Below are 17,932 nucleotides of genomic sequence, written 5' to 3' on the forward strand. Positions count from 1 at the left end.
ACAACCAGCTAACTTTTCATCACCCAAAATAAATCTAGTAATGCAAACAATCAAAAAACAAGCAATTGGTTTACTGATCACAGGTACGTTTTTTGGACTTTCCATGTCCTGTTCAAAAAACATTCAACCTACCGAGTCTACCCAAAGTTCCGATTTGACATCCGTCAGTAACTCGGCCACACTGGCTGCGCAGACCCGGATTCTTTCCACACCGGCCTACAAGCTCATTTGGTCAGATGAGTTTAATACGGATGGCCATTTTGACACCAGCAAATGGTCTTTTGCTCCAAGAGGAACGGTAGCATGGACCAAGTATTTAACCTCTGATACATCCTATGCATTTAATCAGGGAGGGGCATTATGGCTGAGAATGGATAATGCCGTTATTGCGGGCGATAATGCCGCCTACCATTCAGGCGGTATTAACAGCTCTGGTAAATTTAATTTTACTTATGGGAAAATTGAGGTGAGAGCAAAGTTTAATCAGGGACAGGGTTCATGGCCGGCCATTTGGATGATGCCTGATGAGCCTGCAGCCTATGGTGGATGGCCCAACAGTGGGGAAATGGATATTATGGAACATGTTAATAAGGAAAGTGTGGTTCATCAAACACTACACAATGCAGATGTCACCAATAGCAGTGGAGGTAGCACTGCAACACACAGTGCCAGTTATAATACTAGCGATTATAACCTATATACGGAAGAATGGACTCCAACGACAATTAAGTATTATGTGAACAATACATTACAATATACTTATACAAAAACAGCCAGCGGAGGTTCCAATCAATGGCCTTATGACCAACCCTTTTACATTATCCTTAATCAATCTGGAGGTGCGGGCTGGCCTGGAGCAATTACCGATAGCGATCTGCCGTTTACGATGCAGGTAGATTATGTCAGAGTTTACAAAAGTTCTGTACTGAGTAATGGAGATTTTGAAACTGGCAGCCTTTCTCCTTGGACGACCTGGGGGCAAACGTCAACTGTCGTTTCTACGGGTGCCAGAACCGGCAGTTATTGCATCAAAGAAACCGGAACAGCAGAGACCTCTATTGAACAAGCACTATCTGGCCTTACCCCTAATACAACCTACCGATTCGGCGGTTTTGCAAAAGTTGGCGCCCAAGGTCAGAGTGTTAGCATTGGAGTTAAAAATTATGGAGGAGCTGCCATCGGCACTGCCATAACTTCTACAGATTATACACATGGGTCCGTTACTTTTACGACAGGAGCCACGGATAGTACCGCAACCATTTATTTCTATAAAGCAGGTAATGGCACAGCCTGGGGTGATGACTTCTACGTAGAGGCTCTATAAGAAACCCGGATAATCTTACGAAAAGGCAATTTAAACAATCTAGTAAAACCGCGTATAATTCAAAAAAGGAATTCTAAAACTCCTCCTAAATTATCCGTAATAAAACAATAAAAGCGCTTCAGGCCCCAAGACAAACGGGGCCGAAGCGCTTTTTAATGGAAATGCATTTTTATCATAAATAGGTAATCCTCACAACTTACCTGTCAGCATCCAATATATTTTAAACAGGCTCCTTTCTTTCCAGACGGGCAAAATGACTGGAAAGATGCACCCGCATCCCATTTCGGAATTCCTCGGGAGTACCTTTTTCCAAAATTCCGATCAACTGTTTATGAGAGACAAATTTCTTCGGATTTTTGGCCGGTTCAATAATATCACTCTTATTAACAAAATCAAAAATAGGCAGCAATAGCTTCTGGAACTTAATCAGCGTCTCATTTTTTGATATCTGATATAATTTCCCATGAAACTGGATTTCATAGGCAGCTTCAAACTTTTCACCACTGGTGGACGCAGGTTCATTTTTTACAATCGCCTTGAGTTCTTTGATATCATCAGGCGTAACGTGTTTAAATAATAAATCAGCCATCCCGATTTCAAGAATTAAACGAATCTCGAAGATTTCCTTCAGGGTATCTTCACTCAATACATAAGGATTTAAACTCTTTGCTAAATTCCCGAATATATCTGGATTCGTTATAACACTTCCTTTTTTCTTTTTGCTGTCAATTAGCCCCATCATGCGAAGGCGCATAAGGGCTTCTCTCACTACCGTTCTGCTAACACCCAGTGCTGACGCTAGTTCCAGCTCCTTTGGAATCGTATCACCCACCTTTAATTTACGCTGATGCAGCAAATCAATCAAATTAGCTTCCACACGGTCAACTAAGCTCTGATTGTTAATGGATGTAAAAACTTCATTTTCCATTTGTTATCAATTTTTTCAAAAATATTTTCAAATATAACGAGAAAAAAACTTGGCAGAACAAAATAAAGTTTTAATTTTATTATGTCATACTTAATAATTATAAAAAATTGTCACAATGCAACACGTTTTACTTAAAAAAATGTTACTGGTGATAAGCGTATTTTTAACATTGTCATCATACGCACAATCAAATACTTACAGCGGTTCGGTTCTGGATGAAAATACGGGGCAGAACCTGGAAGGGGCAACAGTAACAAACCAATCTAACCATGCAGCAGTCATTACTGATGCACAAGGCTCGTTTACCATCAATGGGAATAAAAGCGACAGTCTGATTATCAGTTACATCGGCTACGGTTCAACAACCATCGCATTAAAGGATAATCTCCGGCTATTTATTCGCCTGACTAAAAACGATAATTCACAGTTAGACGAGGTTGTTGTCGTGGGTTATGGGACACAAAAACGAAAAGAATTTGCCGGGGCAGTAACCAAAGTTAATCCTTTAGGATTTGAGCATAGTCCTAATTCAAATGTTGCCACCGCACTTCAGGGAACAGTTCCTGGTATCATGGTCAGGCAATCTACCGGTGCTCCGGGTGCATCTCCCAATATTGTCTTTAGAGGAGGTACAGGTTTTGATGGTAGCGGCGATCCGCTTATAGTCGTGGACGGGGTAATTCTTAATTCTTTATATGGCATTTCCATGGACGATGTGGAAAGTATGGACGTTTTAAAAGATGCCGCCTCTACAGCTATTTATGGAGCTAGAGCTGCCAATGGTGTCATCCTGATTACTACCAAAAAAGGGAAAAAGGGCAGGACCCAGGTAAATTATAGCATCAAACAATCAATCAACAAACCAAGAAGTATTGCAGATGATTACCTGAACGCCGCTCAATATATACATATGAATCGCTTGGGTTTAAGAAGCAGATATATTGCAGATTCAATCACCGGATCGAACCCTCAGGCAGATAAAAATCAATTAAATGGTGCATGGGGCTGGGCATTCGGAAGTACGAATACCTCCCCGGTAGGCCTGTATACCACTCAATTAGTAACTGATTTAAACAGAGATAAATTAGGTGAGGCCGGCTGGAAACTTCTGCTCGATCCAAATCCATTTAACCCTGGTCTTATGGATAGTATCCTTTATAAGGAAAGCTCAACTCAGGAAAGAGAGGCGATGCTAATGCGACAAAGTAATTCCACAGAACAATCACTCTCGTTCTCGGGAGCTGATGAAAATGGATCTTTTTCTTTAAATCTTAATTCGGTAAAAGATAACGGAACCATTATTGAATCATGGATGAAGCGAATAAACGTGAATTTTAATGGATCCTTAAACATAGGCAAAAATCTTAATATTCAATTAATGACAAATGCCTATAGAACGACCGTTGGATCGCCTTATTCAGACCCTGGAGATGCTTTTGGTACCGCTGCAACAGGTGGACTGATGCAACGTTTCCTGGGCGTAGCTCCGACAGTGAGGTATTATAATGATACTTCAGGAGCCATGTTGCCCGGCCCCAATGATTTAACCCTTGGCAACCCTAATTACTGGAAAAATATTAATATAAATAGCGTCAATCAGGAGAGGTATATGGGAAGCCTCAAACTGACCTATAACATTCTTCCATATTTAAAATTCATAGCAAATGGTTCCGGTTATATGTTATATCAAAACAACAATGCCTTTACGACATCCTACCAGGCAGGTAGTGGCGGTGCAATAAATACGACCAGACCAAGTTCCTTTAGCAACTATAAGGACATGCAATACACCTATAATGGCTTCTTACAATTCGATAAAAACTTCAATGGTCACAACATCAGCATTATGGCAGGTGGAGAATATTATGATTACAAAAGATATACTTTTTCAGGTGCCGGGTCAGGTGCTTCCACGGATTTAATTCCATGGGTGAGTGCGGCTAATACCCCATATGTGCAAAATGGAGTAATCGTAAATGGCCAGTCGGCATCTTCCGCATTCGCCTATTGGGAGCGAATTGCATCAGCAATAGGCAGGGTTTCCTATTCTTATAAAGACCGTTATTTTGCCCAGGGAATTTTGCGACTGGATGGTTCTTCAAGGTTAGATCCCAGTAACTATTATGGCTTATTTCCCGGTATTTCTGCAGGCTGGAATATGCAAAATGAAAATTTCTTTAAAAACAGCAAGCTATCAGAATATATCAGCACCATCAAGCCACGCATCAGCTATGGAGAAAACGGAAACCTGCAATATTTTGGTTCTAATTATTACCCAACCGCACAGGTGTATGCAAATGCCGGCACCTATAACGGACAGGGCGCTTCCTATGCCAGCAGTTATATTAACCCAGGTGTCAGATGGGAGCGTACAAATTCTGTCAACTACGGCGTAGACTTAGGAATCTTACATGACCGGGTTACTTTAGTCGCTGACTATTTTGTAAGAAATGTATTTGACAAATTAGCCAGTTTAGGCATTTCTTCATGGACAGGATTCAGCTCATATAGCACCAACCTTTCTCAGTTAAGGAATAAAGGGATCGAGTTATCATTAAACGCTAAATTAGTATTGCCAAAAAGACCCGAAGGATTCTTCCTGGATTTTGGAGCTAACTTTTATTCCGTTAAAAACTATGCTGTTAAATTACCTTATAATGGACTTCCTGGCAATAGGCAAGGTACCATTCAGGTATGGGATCCAAATCATCCAGGCCAGTTAATGCAGGTCGGTGGCTTAGTTGAAGGCAAACGTATTGGAACGGACGAAGTCTGGGTGCCAAAATGGGATGGAATATACAGAACACAGGCCGAGTTAGACGCCGATGCGAATGTTGTTAATAGCTTTTTACCGTACACAGGAGCCATTGGTCAGAAATTCAAACAACTGGGTGATGCTAAATGGCATCAGGTGTATCAAAATGACACAATAGATAGCAGACAATATGTATTTGCTGGTCGTACGACACCAAAAGCATCCGGAAGTTTCTTCTTTAATACCGGTTACAAAGCATTCAGATTATACGCGGCATTTGATTACGCCTATGGATTTATCATATTAAATCAGTCCAGAATCAGAGGTTTAAGTCAGGTACAGGGATCTCAGAACAGTACGAAAGAAGTCCTGGACACCTGGACTGAAGAAAATCCAGATGCATCTCTACCTAGATTCTACTGGGCTAACCAGGGCAGAAACTACGGCATCAATGGTAGCGGGGACAATGTCGCTGCAAATCTTTGGGAAAAAGGAGATTACCTGATGCTACGAGAGGTTACTTTAAGTTATAGTTTCCCCAAAGAAGTTTTAAGCCAATGGTTCAATAACCGTATCAAAGGATTAGAACTTTCATTAACAGGAAATAACCTTAGCTATTTAACCAGCTACACAGGTATTTTTCCGGAAGTGGGAGGCATAGACAATGGTCGTTATCCTTTACCTAGAAAAATCACTTTTGGCGCAAATATCACCCTATAATATACTTCTGAAAAATACAGAAAATGAAATATAATACATATATCCAGAAAATTTTCCTCTGCTTGAGTATCTCCGTACTATTGTTTTCCTGTAAAAAACAATTAGAGGAAGTCATGCCACAGACAAGTATAAGTAAAAGCCTTGCACTAACAGATGCAGGAGCCGCACAAACCATTTATGAGGGCGTATATTCCAGATTACGGGCACAGAACAGTTTGATGTTTTACCTGGGTGAAATGCGAACCCAACTTTGGGAGGATGGCTTATTTACAGAATCAGTTGATGCAACCGCCCAAATGTTTTATACACACACGGTAAGTTATTTACTGGTACCTTATAGTGACTGGGGCGGATTATACAATCTGATTTACAATATCAATAATGTCATTGAGGTACTTCCCAAAAGCCCGCTTGACGCAGCTACCGTCAAAAAAGACGTTGCAGAAATGTATGGGCTCAGAGCATATGTTTATTACCTGCTGTTAAAAACCTGGGGAGATGTTCCACTGACTACGGAGACTATCAATAAAATTGATAATGCTGCCCAGACCTATAAAGCCAGAAGCCCCAAAGATTCAGTTATGATGCAAATTAAATCTGACATTGCTACCTCTCTGGAAATGTTTGGTTCCGATAATACTATCGAAAGCGGGAATCGTGTTTATTGGAACAGAGTGGCATCTCTTGTATTAAAGGGCGATGTGTATCTATGGTCTGCGACCAATATGGGGGGAGGGTCTGCAGATTTAAATACAGCCAAAGCAGCACTACAGGAAGTCAAAAATCTGGAAGGAACGACTCTTGGATTAGACGCAAATTATGCAGACATCTTTGATCCAACCAAAAAATCCGGAAATAAAGAAATTATATTTGCCTTAAACTACGAGATCAGTCAGGCACAACAGGCTACTTTTACCAACTTCAGAGTAAATGCCCTTCAGGCAACAGGTATGTCCTTTTCTACTACAGGATCACCGACTGTTTCTGAGGTCTATCCATACGTCTCCGGAGCAAGTCGTGTAGGCCTGTCATTGTCCATGATTAATACCCTTACTTCCGGCCCCTCAGATCAGCGTATTTCAAATTCCTTTAAGGTTATGTATAGCACCGCCGCATCTCATAGTGTCATGGGCGTTATGCTGACCAAATTTATAGGCGTCACTTCCGGCACCACTCAGGTATATAATAATGATTACCCCATTTACCGTTATGCAGATGTATTATTATTATTAGCAGAGGCTAAGGCCAAATTAGGGGAGAGCCCCGCAGCTGAAATAAATGAGATTCGTCAGCGCGCCTATGGCACCAATGCGCCTGTTTTTACAAATGGCAGCGTTAAACAAAATATGGATGCCATTTTGGATGAATACCTCAGAGAATTTATCGGTGAAGGAAAACTTTGGTGGGCGCTAAGAAGGGCAGGGGATTCATACGTATATGACCACCTGAATCCAAATTATTTTTCAGCAAACTCTACGGAAAAAATGTTATTGCCGATTACACAAACCATGCTGAATAATGACCCATTACTAAAACAAACGGAAGGCTATCCAACCATTCAATAATGGCCAATTATACTTCCTGAACGCTTTCATAGGTTTCTGTTAGGATAGAAAGTGGGAGGCGCGCTGATTTTATTCAGTGGCGCCTCTTTTTATGTTAGGATATATGTACAACTTCTAAACCACTACCTGAAACAAATTAGAGGTTTCTATTATCTATCTGCTTAAATAATAAGTTGTTGTGTTATCCATCATTAATGGAAATTCAGATAATGCTAAAGAATCCTTTGACAAGTTTCTTATCACATAGCCTCGACGACCCTGATTCAAAAATAATACCCAGGCAGTATCCTTTGCCGGCATTGCCGCCTGATTTCCTGTAGCCGGCACAAAATGATAATGATCCTTTCCAGATTCATCGCCTTCCGTAATCCAACTTATCGTTCCCAACGAATCCAGTTGCCAGTTCTGTTGAATAGATGTATCGCATTTAAGGCCTGCAAACCCTGAATGGCACATTTTATTTAAAGTCCAATTGCCCGCTAAAAAAGATCGTATAGCTAGGGTATCATGATTATGCTGTGCAGTTTTCAAGTTAAATGGACCCTTTTGTTTAAGTTGAGCAGTATTATTATTCGTACTTTTTTTTAAGGGGCCACAACCCGTTAAATTTCCTAAAATCATTGACAAGGCTGCGATAGAACAGATTCCAGCAATTCTAGCATATTTTACACCAAAAGGGTTAGTATTAACAGGTAAAAATTTCATAGGTATTAAAAATTTATTTAGGGATATAACTACAATAGCAATACCACATAAATCGTTCCAGCAAATGATGTGGTATTGCTAATGTATACACTAAGCCCCCGGTATTTAACTTTGGCATATCTGACCAAATACTAAATACCAAGGGCTTATGCATTGATGTATACTAAATATTAATTGCCTAATTAAAACCAGCTCCCTGTAAACGCATCATTCGTGGTCTTGTTATCTGCATTTTTCCTTCTTCTTCTGACTTCTTTTCTATGCTTAAACATAGTGTAAAACACCATAGGCAAAAATAACAGGGTTAAAGGAGGTATGCCCATAAAAGAAACCCATGTTCCCCCGAAATGCCGGCGCATAGGGCGCTTTAATCTTTCCGCAATCAAATACATGCCGGGCAATATAAATAGGGTCATAAAGAAGGCGAATGCCAGGCCAAATATAATGGTCCAGGAAAGCGGCTTCCAGAATGAAGCATTATCACCGCCAAAGAAAATATGAGGATTTAAGTCAGAAAATAACGTCATAAAATTGATATTGAATCCTACTGCCAGTGGAATTAAGGCTAATATTGCGGCTAACGCAGTTAACATGACAGGAATAATTCTCGTTTTGCCAGCCTGTACTACCGCCTCGTGGATTTTAAGGCCTCTTGATCTTAACTCATCGGCAAATTCAATAACCAGAATACCGTTTTTCACGACAATACCTGCCAGTCCAACAATACCAATACCCGTCATAACCACTGAGACCTCCATGCCCGTAATGGCATAGCCCAGGATAACCCCAATTACACTAAAGAGAATTTCAGTCAGAATAATCACTGATTTGCTAACAGAATTAAACTGCAGGACCAACAGGAATACAATTATCATTAAAGCAATCAATAATGCTTTGCCTAAAAATGCACCTGTTTCCGCCTGTTGTTCTCCTTCTCCGGTTTGCTGAATAGTAACACCATCCGGCTTATGCTTAAATTGTTGGATATGTTTTGATAGATCCAGATTAACCGCTGTTGGCGTAAATCCTTGTAATACATTTGAGGTCAGCGTAATCACTCTTTTCTGATTTTTCCGTTTTACACTTCCCAATGTGTTGGTATAATCTACATTCACCAGAGAGCTAATTGGAATAGATTTAAACTGACCAGAGGCCATATCTGTAAAACTTATATTCATATTCATTAAATCGCTCAGATTATTACGCTGGGTCTTTTCATTCCTTAATTGAATTTTATATTCATCTTCTCCATCTTTCACCTTAGAGACTTCAAGCCCGAAAAGCGCAGTTCTGATTGCCTGCCCCACCTGAGCAGTGGAGACTCCCTCACGCATTGCTCTTTCTCTGTCGACTGTAAAACTAATCTCAGGATTTGTCAGATCAACATCCATCTTCAATTCCTCCACACCGGGCGTCTGGATTGAATCCAGGTAGTTCTTTAAAGAAACGGCAGTAGAGATCAAATCATCAAAGTTTTCACTGGCGATTTCAATATTTACCGGAGGTTCTGTAGGTGGGCCATTCTGTTCTTTATTCACTGTAATTTCTGCGCCCGGGATTCCTTTTACCGCGGCCCTGATGGAATCCAGATAAGGCCCGGTGGATATGCCATTACGTTCACCAAACTCAACAAAACTTACCTGAATCCGACCCAGTTCTGGTTTGGTACTTCTGTCACCACTAGTCGGATCAGCAGCTCCAATAGCAATATTGGTAATTACACTTTCAACGACCGGATTTTTCTTTCCGTTCTCCATGCCCAAAACATGATAGACTTTCTTCTCCAGGGTTTTTGTTACAGAGTCTGTATAATCCACATCCGTCCCCACAGGCATTTTAAGATAGACATATATTTGATTTGGCTCACTATCCGGGAAAAATACAACGGGGACCTTGCGGGCTAAAAAGAACATAAAGGCGACAATCATCAGCGCAAACGTAGACACCAATAACCAGACCGGTCGCCATCCTTTTAATGCCCAACGCAGTAATTTTTCATAGCTACGCATAATTGCCGGCAGCACTTTATGTTGAAAAGTATGAATCCATCCGTCTAATATATATTTATTCAGAATAGATAATAAAACAATAAAAATGATCAAATTTCCTGCAAACGGCTGCCCGATCAGATCTAATAATAACCCGATTCCAATAGCGACCCAAAAAATGGGTTGCTTAAAAATAGCAGATTTAGGAGGTTTATTTTCAGTCTCTGCATGATTCATAAAATCAACTGCAAATACAGGGTTCATAATAAAAGCAACCACCAGGGAAGCAGCCAACGTAAAAATCAGCATAGTGGGTAAGTAAATCATAAACTTACCGATAATCCCCGGCCAGAACAGTAAAGGGAAAAACGGCGCAAGCGTTGTCAGCGTACCTGCCAGAACAGGAATAAATACTTCTCCTGCCGCCATTTGTGCTGCCTTTACAGCCGAAACTTTGCCTTTGTTTTCAGAGAAAATTCTATGGGTATTTTCAATAACCACAATAGCGTCATCCACAATTATCCCCAATCCAAAGAGCAGGGCAAATAATACAATAAAGTTTAAGGTTACTTCCGACCCCACAATCAAATTAGCCCCCGGTAAAAATACAAAAGCAACGAACATACTTAGAGGTACGGATAATGCTACAAAAAATGCATTAGTGACGCCCATAAAAAACATCAGAATAATCAGTACCAGTACAAAACCGATTACGATGGAGTTAACCAGATCTGTAAAAGATGTCCTGGTTTTATTACTGGAATCACCCGTAATACGAACATCCAGATCTTTAGGAAAGACTTCCTGTTTTACCTGATCGGTAATATCTTTTACCTGGTCAGAAGTCTCAATCAGGTTCTCCCCGGATCTTTTAATTATATTAAGCGTAATGACATTTTTACCATCAAGGCGAGCATAGCTTTCGTGTTCTTTAATCGTATCCTTGATATCAGCGATATCTTTCAGATAAATAGGAGCTCCCTTTGAGTTTCTAAGCACAATCTGACTTAACTGCTGCGCGGTTTTAATTTGGCCCTTAACCTGTAAAGTCCTTTTCATATTACCTACGCGAAGCAACCCTCCAGAAATATCCAGATTTTCCCCTTGAACTGCTGAGGCAATATTGCTGAAAGTAATACCTGCGGCCTGCATTTTTAAATTATCTACATTGATCTGGAACTCCCTTTCCGGAGCACCCACCATATCCACACGGTTGATCTCAGGCAACTCTTCCAAACGATCCTGTAATTCGTCTGCATATGACTTCAAACGCATCATGTCATAATTGCCACTAACATTAACATACATAATGGGCTGATCAGAAAAGCTCACCTCCATGGTGGTAGGCTCTTCGGTCAAATCAGTTGGCAGATCCTGTTTTGCCTTATCCACGGCATCTTTTACTTTCTGGAGTGCCACATCTGTTTTTACATCAGTACCAAATTCGACGACAATAGCCGAATAATCCTGTACAGAAGAACTGGTTACTTTATTTATTTTAGCACCGGTAATCCCTTTAATCTGTTTTTCAATTGGTTGTGTAACCAGGTTTTCAATATCCTTTGGGGAATTGCCTACATAAATTGTCTGAACATAAATAGTAGGGATGACAATATCAGGAAACTGCTCTTTGGGCAGGGTAACAAATTGAAAGATACCTGCAATTGATACAAATAGCATCAACAGATAAATGGAGGTTTTATTTTTAATACTCCAGCTTGTCGGTTTAAATTGCTTGAAGTTTTCGCTTAAATTCTCTAATGAAGGCATAATGCTTAATTGATTCGTGATTGATTTAGCTTCAAAACAGCCATTGACTTGATTATAACCCAACCAATATTGGCTGTCCGTCATACAGCCCCTGATATCCTTCACTGATGATTATATCTCCTGCCTCCAGGCCTGATGTAACCTGCAATCTGTCATGATACATCTGACCTATGGTGACATATCTTTTTTTGGCCATCATTTTGTCTCCCTGGCCACTGACCACCATGATATACTTGCCCTTTTCGTCATTTTGAATGGTATTAACAGGAATCGTTATAGCTTTAGGATCTTCATAGTCCTTAATTCTGGCTACAGCAACCTGGTTGGAACGCAGCACCTGATCCTGTGGCACTTTACCCTCAACATAAAAAGTTCGGCTTATAGGGTCAATGAGTTTACCAACTACGTTTACCGTAGTAACCATTTGCTTACCTCCCAAATCCGGCAGGGTCACATGGAGTTGGCTTCCAACCTTTATTTTTCCCGAATAGTTTTCCGGAACATTGACCGTGACTTTTAAATCATCATTATTTACAATCTGCACCTGCGTACCAGCCGAAAAGAATTCACCAACCTTTATATCCATGGTATTCACAGTACCGCTGATTCCCGCTCTGACAGCCGTATTATTTACCTGTTCTTCTGCTATTTCCATATTCGCCCTGGCTGCCTTATACTGACTTTGAACACTCTCCAGGGACGTTTTGGCATTTAATACCTGTAGTTCTGTCCCGATATTTTCTTTCCAGAGATTCTGTTGCCTTTCAAATACAGTTTTGGCTTGTTCCAGCTGCGCAGCTAGACCAGCCACCTGCTGTTGGGCAGCTACCAGGGATTGCCTTTGAGAGGCATCATCAAGTTTTAATAAAATTTGTCCTTTACTGACATGGTCACCTTGTTTTACATAAACTGCATTTACCACTCCGCCCTGACCTTTAGGTGCCACATAGGCAACATTCTGAGCGTCAATTTTCCCTTGTAAATCAATATAATGTTCAAAACTACTTACGGCAACAGTATCTAAAGCGACCAGTTTGCGTTTCGCTTCCACCGCATTGGGATCAATAGCTTTAATTTCCTTTTGCAATTTTTCAATTTGCGAAGTCAGTTTGTCCTGTTCACTCTGAAGCCTGGACAGTTCCTTCTGCTTTTCTTTTAAAACTTTAGACTGATCCTTACTTTGTCCGCATCCCACCGTTATAATCATGGCAATGATCAGCAGAATCGCTGCCAAATAATTACGGTTCAATTGTCTTAGGGGAAAAGACGGGTAGATGGAGGTCTTTTTGTTTGCGTTGGAAGAAAGATTCCTGTTACTTTTCATCTGTAGATTATTTAAATCGCTGATAGCGGGTAGTCGTAATTTGCTTGTTATAATGTAGAATTCCTGTTTCAATTAGAGGCTACCGGTAGCCTTTAAAAAATCAACTTTAGCAATCACTGCATCATAAAGAGCACTGATATAGTTTGCCTCAGCCGCTTTCAAATCTGTTTGTGCCGTATTAATCTCCGTCTGGGATCCAGCACCCACTTCATATTTTTTCTTTGTCTGATTATACACTTCTTCAGCCAAATTCATATTTTTCTTTTGGTAATCCATAATAGAAATAGCTGAAGTAAAATTATTCTTCGCAGTGACTATTTCATTATCGATCGTCTGCTTGAGTTCAAACAATTGATTGTCCGCTTGTTGTAATTCAAAGCCAGCCTGTTTAATTTGTGCATTTTTAGCAAAACCTGAGAATATCGGAATATTCAGACGGAGGGCCAGAAAGGAAGATGTAAACCAGTCTCCACTAAATGAAAGTGTATTTTGCTGGTTTTGTTTTGAATAGGAGGCTGCCAGGTTAAGTGTCGGCAGCTTGCTATATTTATAACGTTTCACATTAAACTCATCGAGTTCTTTCATCAGCTGGAGGCTTTTATAATCGTTGCGCTTTTCATAATTAAAATCGGCCTCGACCAGTATACCGGATTTTATCTGATCTTCACTGAGCGTATCGGTTAAAACAAGCTGGTCAGCTACCGGCATGCCCAACAGCACTTTTAGACCATTATAACCATTGGCTATGGTAACCATGGTTTTTTGTTTTTCCGTATTTAAATTGACAAGTTGAACGTCAATTTTATCCACATCCAGTTTTTCTGAAACCCCGTTTTCATACATCAGCTGCGTATCATGACGAAGCTTACTTATCCGGTCAATATTAGCCTGAATGAGTTCCATTTGTGTACGGCTGACTACAAGTTGATAATACAACTTATAAATATTAGTACGGATTCCTTCTTTGGTCACTTCCGCCTGGGCTTTTTTCCAATCCATTGAAGTCCTTCTGGCTTTAAGTCCAATAAATACCTGTCCGTCAAAAAGAACCTGGTTTGCATCCACACCCGCTGTGGTATTATAAGTAGTCCCAAAAGTCACAGGGACAAAGGTTCCGGCCGGCTGGCCCAGGAATTCACCCGGCAGCAAAGTGGTCTGTAGTTTCAAATTATCAGTCAAAGAACCACTGGCGCTGACAGATGGCATCGCTGCAGCAGCCACACCTCGATTGGTCTGCTCCTGAATCAGGATATCCAATAATGCATTTTTAACCTGAGTATTATGCTGCTGGCCATATTGCAAAGCTTCATCCAGACTAAATCTGTGAATGGTGCCTGCGGGCAATGAAACCGAATCACTAATGGCATCCGATGCATAAATACTTTGAGCATGCAAAGGTTGATTTTGGGTCAAAAGCAACAAACTCCCTACAAATGCCAGCGATCTAAAAAGATGCTTCATAAAAAACTTCAATTATTGTTTAAAAAACTCCGATCTCTATTATTCAGTGATAAAGTCAACTGAAATCTTAGACAAAAAAACAGCATTAAGGTCCCATCAATTTCCTGCACCTACTGCATACAGTACCCACACTGTTGCCTTTTCATTCAATTGCCTATTTCTAAATTTATATGTGGCTGATCTGCCCACATATTAAACATCTCTCTGATTTGTTTTTCTTAATAGATCAGCTATTCACATTTCAGTGTTTCCCGTTCAGCGGAAAATACTTACCGGCTACAACTTAAAACCATATTTATTCACTCAAGGAAGCGCTCTCCTTTTTCTGAATTAAATATAAATTCTCCGTAAAAATAGGGGCAATCCTTGGTATAGCCTATGAAAGTGAAGGAAATAAGGTAAATTTTTCGACAAACGGCTCTTTACCATCGGTAAACCGGAATACCGGTAAAAGGGGCGTATTGTACCTGTAAGCACATTGAGCATGCGCTATCATCTATACGGGTAAACAAAATCGCCCTGCCACTTAGTTATCACTAATCTGACAGAGCGAAATTTCATCCAATCACATTACAATCACCCAACAATCTTCTCTACCCGTTAAAACGACAATAAGACATTATAAGTCAACATTTTAATAAAATTCCAGGTAAATTATTTCATATTTACGGTCTTGCCCACCTTATGGCCTTTGATCGCAAAAAACAAGATAAATAAATAACAGGGAATCAGAATCCAGAATGCAGACTGCATACCCGTATAGGAACTAATCATAGTCCAGATTTTAGGCAATATTGCCCCGCCGGCTATACCCACAATTAACAATGCTGACCCTGTTTTTAAAAATTTGCCTAATCCATCTATGGTCAATGGCCATATAGAAGGCCACATGGGGGCATTGGCCAAACCTAAAAGGGCAAGAGACGCAATGGAGTAGTAGCCTGGTAAAAAGATTACACCAAAGGAAAAGATCAGTCCTAAAATTGCAGATATTTTAAGCGCCGTGGACTGATTAATATATTTGGGAATCAACACAATGCCTGCCAAATAGCCTACCAACATACAAATCATAGTAAAAGAGGTAAAGTGTTTGGCCTGCTCAATGGGGATGTGTAATCCGGTATTTCCATAAAGTTGAATCGTGTCACCGGCAATAACCTCTACGCCAACGTATAAAAACAGGGTGGCAAATCCCAGCCATAAATAGGGGTAATTAAAAATACTGCTCCGATCTTTTGTCTGGTGATCGGGATTGGTCTCGTCCTCATTTTTAATATCGGGCAGGCTCGAAAAATATATAGCAATGGCTAATATTATAAATACGACTGCGATAAAAATATAAGGGCCAATAATTTTACCAGCCAGCTGATCCAATAATGCATTTTTCTGATCCAAAGCCAGATGGCTCAGGTTATCGGATGAATAAGCATCCATACCATTCAGTAATAAAGCGCCCATGATCATAGGGGCAATAGCGCCGGCCCCTTTATTACAGATTCCCATTACACTCATTCTTTTGGCCGCACTTTCAATCGGTCCTAAAATAGTAATATAGGGATTGGCAGCAGTTTGCAATAAGGCCATTCCAATGCCCATTACAAATAATCCGGTTAAAAACATACCAAATGTCCTGGAATTAGCCGCCGGAATAAAAAGTAAGGCTCCCAGCGCCATAATCCCCAATCCAAGCATCATTCCTTTTTTAAACCCTGTATATTTTAAAATACCCGCAGAAGGAAACGCCATCACTGCATATGCTATATATGAAGCAAAGGTCACCAGGATTGCCTGATTGGGCGTTAGTTCGCAGGCAGTCTGCAAATATGGAATAAGCGTACTGTTTACCCAGGTGATAAACCCGAATACAAAAAAGAGTACCCCAATAATCAGGGTAGGAATAAGATAATTCTTGGATGAGTTCTGTTGCATGTTAACATTTTACAATTGAAATGCTAACATAAATAAATTCAGGGCAATTGCGGGTGTCTGACGGCTCAAAATTTCATGCAAACGTTTGATAAATCAACTTTCAGCTGCCCCTTGGCCTTAAAAAAGGCAAAAAATCGAATAAAATACGCGGGCTTCCTAATAGATTCCTTCACGAATCAAATCATGCACATGCAAAAATCCCAGGTATTGTCCGTCACTTGAGGTTACAATTAATTGTCCTACGTCCCATTTTTTTATCATCTCCATAGCAGTAATGGCCAGCATATCAGGAGTAATCGTCTTTGGGTTCTTAGAACTTATATCCTGTGCCTGTATACCGCTCAGACTATCGGTTCTCTCCAGCATTCTTCTTACGTCCCCGTCCGTTACAATGCCAATTACCTTATTGTCCTGGTCCAATACCGCTGTTGCGCCTACCCGGCCTTTGGTAATTTCAAAAATCACTGATTTCAATTCTGTCTGAGCATGAACGGACGGGTTGGCATTATTAATATATAAATCTGCCACTTTTAAATGTAATTTTTTACCTAAATCGCCTCCAGGATGGAGTCTGGCAAAATCGGACGGTTTAAAATCACTTAATCGCATTAAACAAACGGCCAGTGCATCTGATAACACCAACTGGGCAGTGGTGCTGGAAGTGGGCGCCAGATTATGCGGACAGGCTTCTTGTGTTGGCCCGGTTAAAAGCACATAATCACTTTGTTGAGCTAAAAAGCAATGGGCGTTACCCACTAGTGCAATTAATCCCTGGCAAAGCTCCTTTACTAAGGGAGCCAACACCTTAATTTCCGCACTCTCCCCGCTATTGCTGATAATCAGCACCATATCTTCTTTACTAATCATCCCCATATCTCCGTGGATAGCATCTGCTGCATGCAAAAAAGTTGCTTTAGTGCCGGTGGAGTTAAGGGTAGCCACCAATTTTTGAGCAATAATGGCACTCTTACCAATTCCAGAAACAATAAGATGGCCATTACAAGCACTAATAGCTTTGACCGTCTGTTCAAAACGATCATCAATAAATTCCAAAATCCCTGATACAGCCTGTATCTCCGTTAATATAACGTCTTTTGCAATTTGTTGCAAGTCAAAGGTTGCTGATGGCTGTTGGCTATTATTCTGCTGCTTTTCACTCATGGCTCAAAATTAAGAAATCCCATGTGATAACGACATTAAGCATTAAATATTTATATAATAATTGACATCCATACCTTCTTAAACCATTCATAAGCAGGAAGGCTTCTATTGAGTTTTTTACAGAAATGCGGATTCTTTTGCCTATTGAAAATCCTTTAGATTTACCTTTTAGCAGGCCTTTAGTAACCTGGGCGCAAAGCTATAGCAACAACTGTTCGTCAGTGTTAAAATATATATACAATGCCCCAAATATTAGGTTTGTGTAGTAACTTCGCCTACCTTAAAACAGGGAGCAGCTAGTC

At 40.4% G+C, this 17,932-nt stretch carries 10 protein-coding genes; 3 read left to right on the top strand and 7 right to left on the bottom strand.

Annotation, left to right across the window (positions count from 1 at the left end):
• The first annotated feature begins 40 nt into the window (after positions 1–40).
• Positions 41–1,324 carry a family 16 glycosylhydrolase gene (locus tag BLU80_RS04195; RefSeq protein ID WP_091393889.1) on the top strand — a complete coding sequence of 428 codons (1,284 nt, stop codon included), beginning with the start codon at positions 41–43 and terminating at the stop codon, positions 1,322–1,324.
• 220 nt (positions 1,325–1,544) lie between these two features.
• Here the strand turns inward: BLU80_RS04195 and BLU80_RS04200 are convergent, their stop codons facing one another.
• Complete coding sequence (locus tag BLU80_RS04200; protein WP_091393893.1) at positions 1,545–2,252, bottom strand: FadR/GntR family transcriptional regulator; 708 nt, start codon at positions 2,250–2,252, stop codon at positions 1,545–1,547.
• A gap of 115 nt (positions 2,253–2,367) precedes the next feature.
• On the opposite strand from BLU80_RS04200, the gene BLU80_RS04205 reads away from it, so the two are divergent.
• Positions 2,368–5,727: a SusC/RagA family TonB-linked outer membrane protein gene (locus BLU80_RS04205; protein ID WP_091393896.1), complete on the top strand. Its 3,360-nt coding sequence runs from the start codon at positions 2,368–2,370 to the stop codon at positions 5,725–5,727.
• A 23-nt stretch (positions 5,728–5,750) separates the two neighbouring features.
• Positions 5,751–7,292 carry a RagB/SusD family nutrient uptake outer membrane protein gene (locus tag BLU80_RS04210; protein WP_091393899.1) on the top strand — a complete coding sequence of 514 codons (1,542 nt, stop codon included), beginning with the start codon at positions 5,751–5,753 and terminating at the stop codon, positions 7,290–7,292.
• Between the two features lie 153 nt (positions 7,293–7,445).
• On the opposite strand, the gene BLU80_RS04215 is transcribed toward BLU80_RS04210, so the two are convergent.
• The 6 genes from BLU80_RS04215 to BLU80_RS04240 form a co-directional block, all read right to left on the bottom strand.
• A complete protein-coding gene (locus BLU80_RS04215) occupies positions 7,446–7,997 on the bottom strand; it encodes a hypothetical protein (RefSeq protein ID WP_091393904.1) in 552 nt (183 codons plus the stop codon).
• Between the two features lie 182 nt (positions 7,998–8,179).
• Complete coding sequence (locus tag BLU80_RS04220) at positions 8,180–11,755, bottom strand: efflux RND transporter permease subunit (protein ID WP_091394264.1); 3,576 nt, start codon at positions 11,753–11,755, stop codon at positions 8,180–8,182.
• 52 nt (positions 11,756–11,807) lie between these two features.
• Positions 11,808–13,079, bottom strand: a complete 1,272-nt coding sequence (locus BLU80_RS04225) for an efflux RND transporter periplasmic adaptor subunit (protein WP_244518730.1) — start codon at positions 13,077–13,079, stop codon at positions 11,808–11,810.
• A gap of 72 nt (positions 13,080–13,151) precedes the next feature.
• Entirely contained in the window at positions 13,152–14,540 is a 1,389-nt protein-coding gene (locus tag BLU80_RS04230; RefSeq protein WP_091393907.1) for a TolC family protein, read from the bottom strand.
• Between the two features lie 654 nt (positions 14,541–15,194).
• Positions 15,195–16,469 carry a sugar MFS transporter gene (locus BLU80_RS04235; protein WP_091393912.1) on the bottom strand — a complete coding sequence of 425 codons (1,275 nt, stop codon included), beginning with the start codon at positions 16,467–16,469 and terminating at the stop codon, positions 15,195–15,197.
• A 156-nt stretch (positions 16,470–16,625) separates the two neighbouring features.
• Positions 16,626–17,630 carry a KpsF/GutQ family sugar-phosphate isomerase gene (locus tag BLU80_RS04240; protein WP_091393916.1) on the bottom strand — a complete coding sequence of 335 codons (1,005 nt, stop codon included), beginning with the start codon at positions 17,628–17,630 and terminating at the stop codon, positions 16,626–16,628.
• Between the last annotated feature and the right edge of the window lie 302 nt (positions 17,631–17,932).

This window comes from Arachidicoccus rhizosphaerae (assembly GCF_900107765.1).
Lineage (GTDB): Bacteria > Bacteroidota > Bacteroidia > Chitinophagales > Chitinophagaceae > Arachidicoccus > Arachidicoccus rhizosphaerae.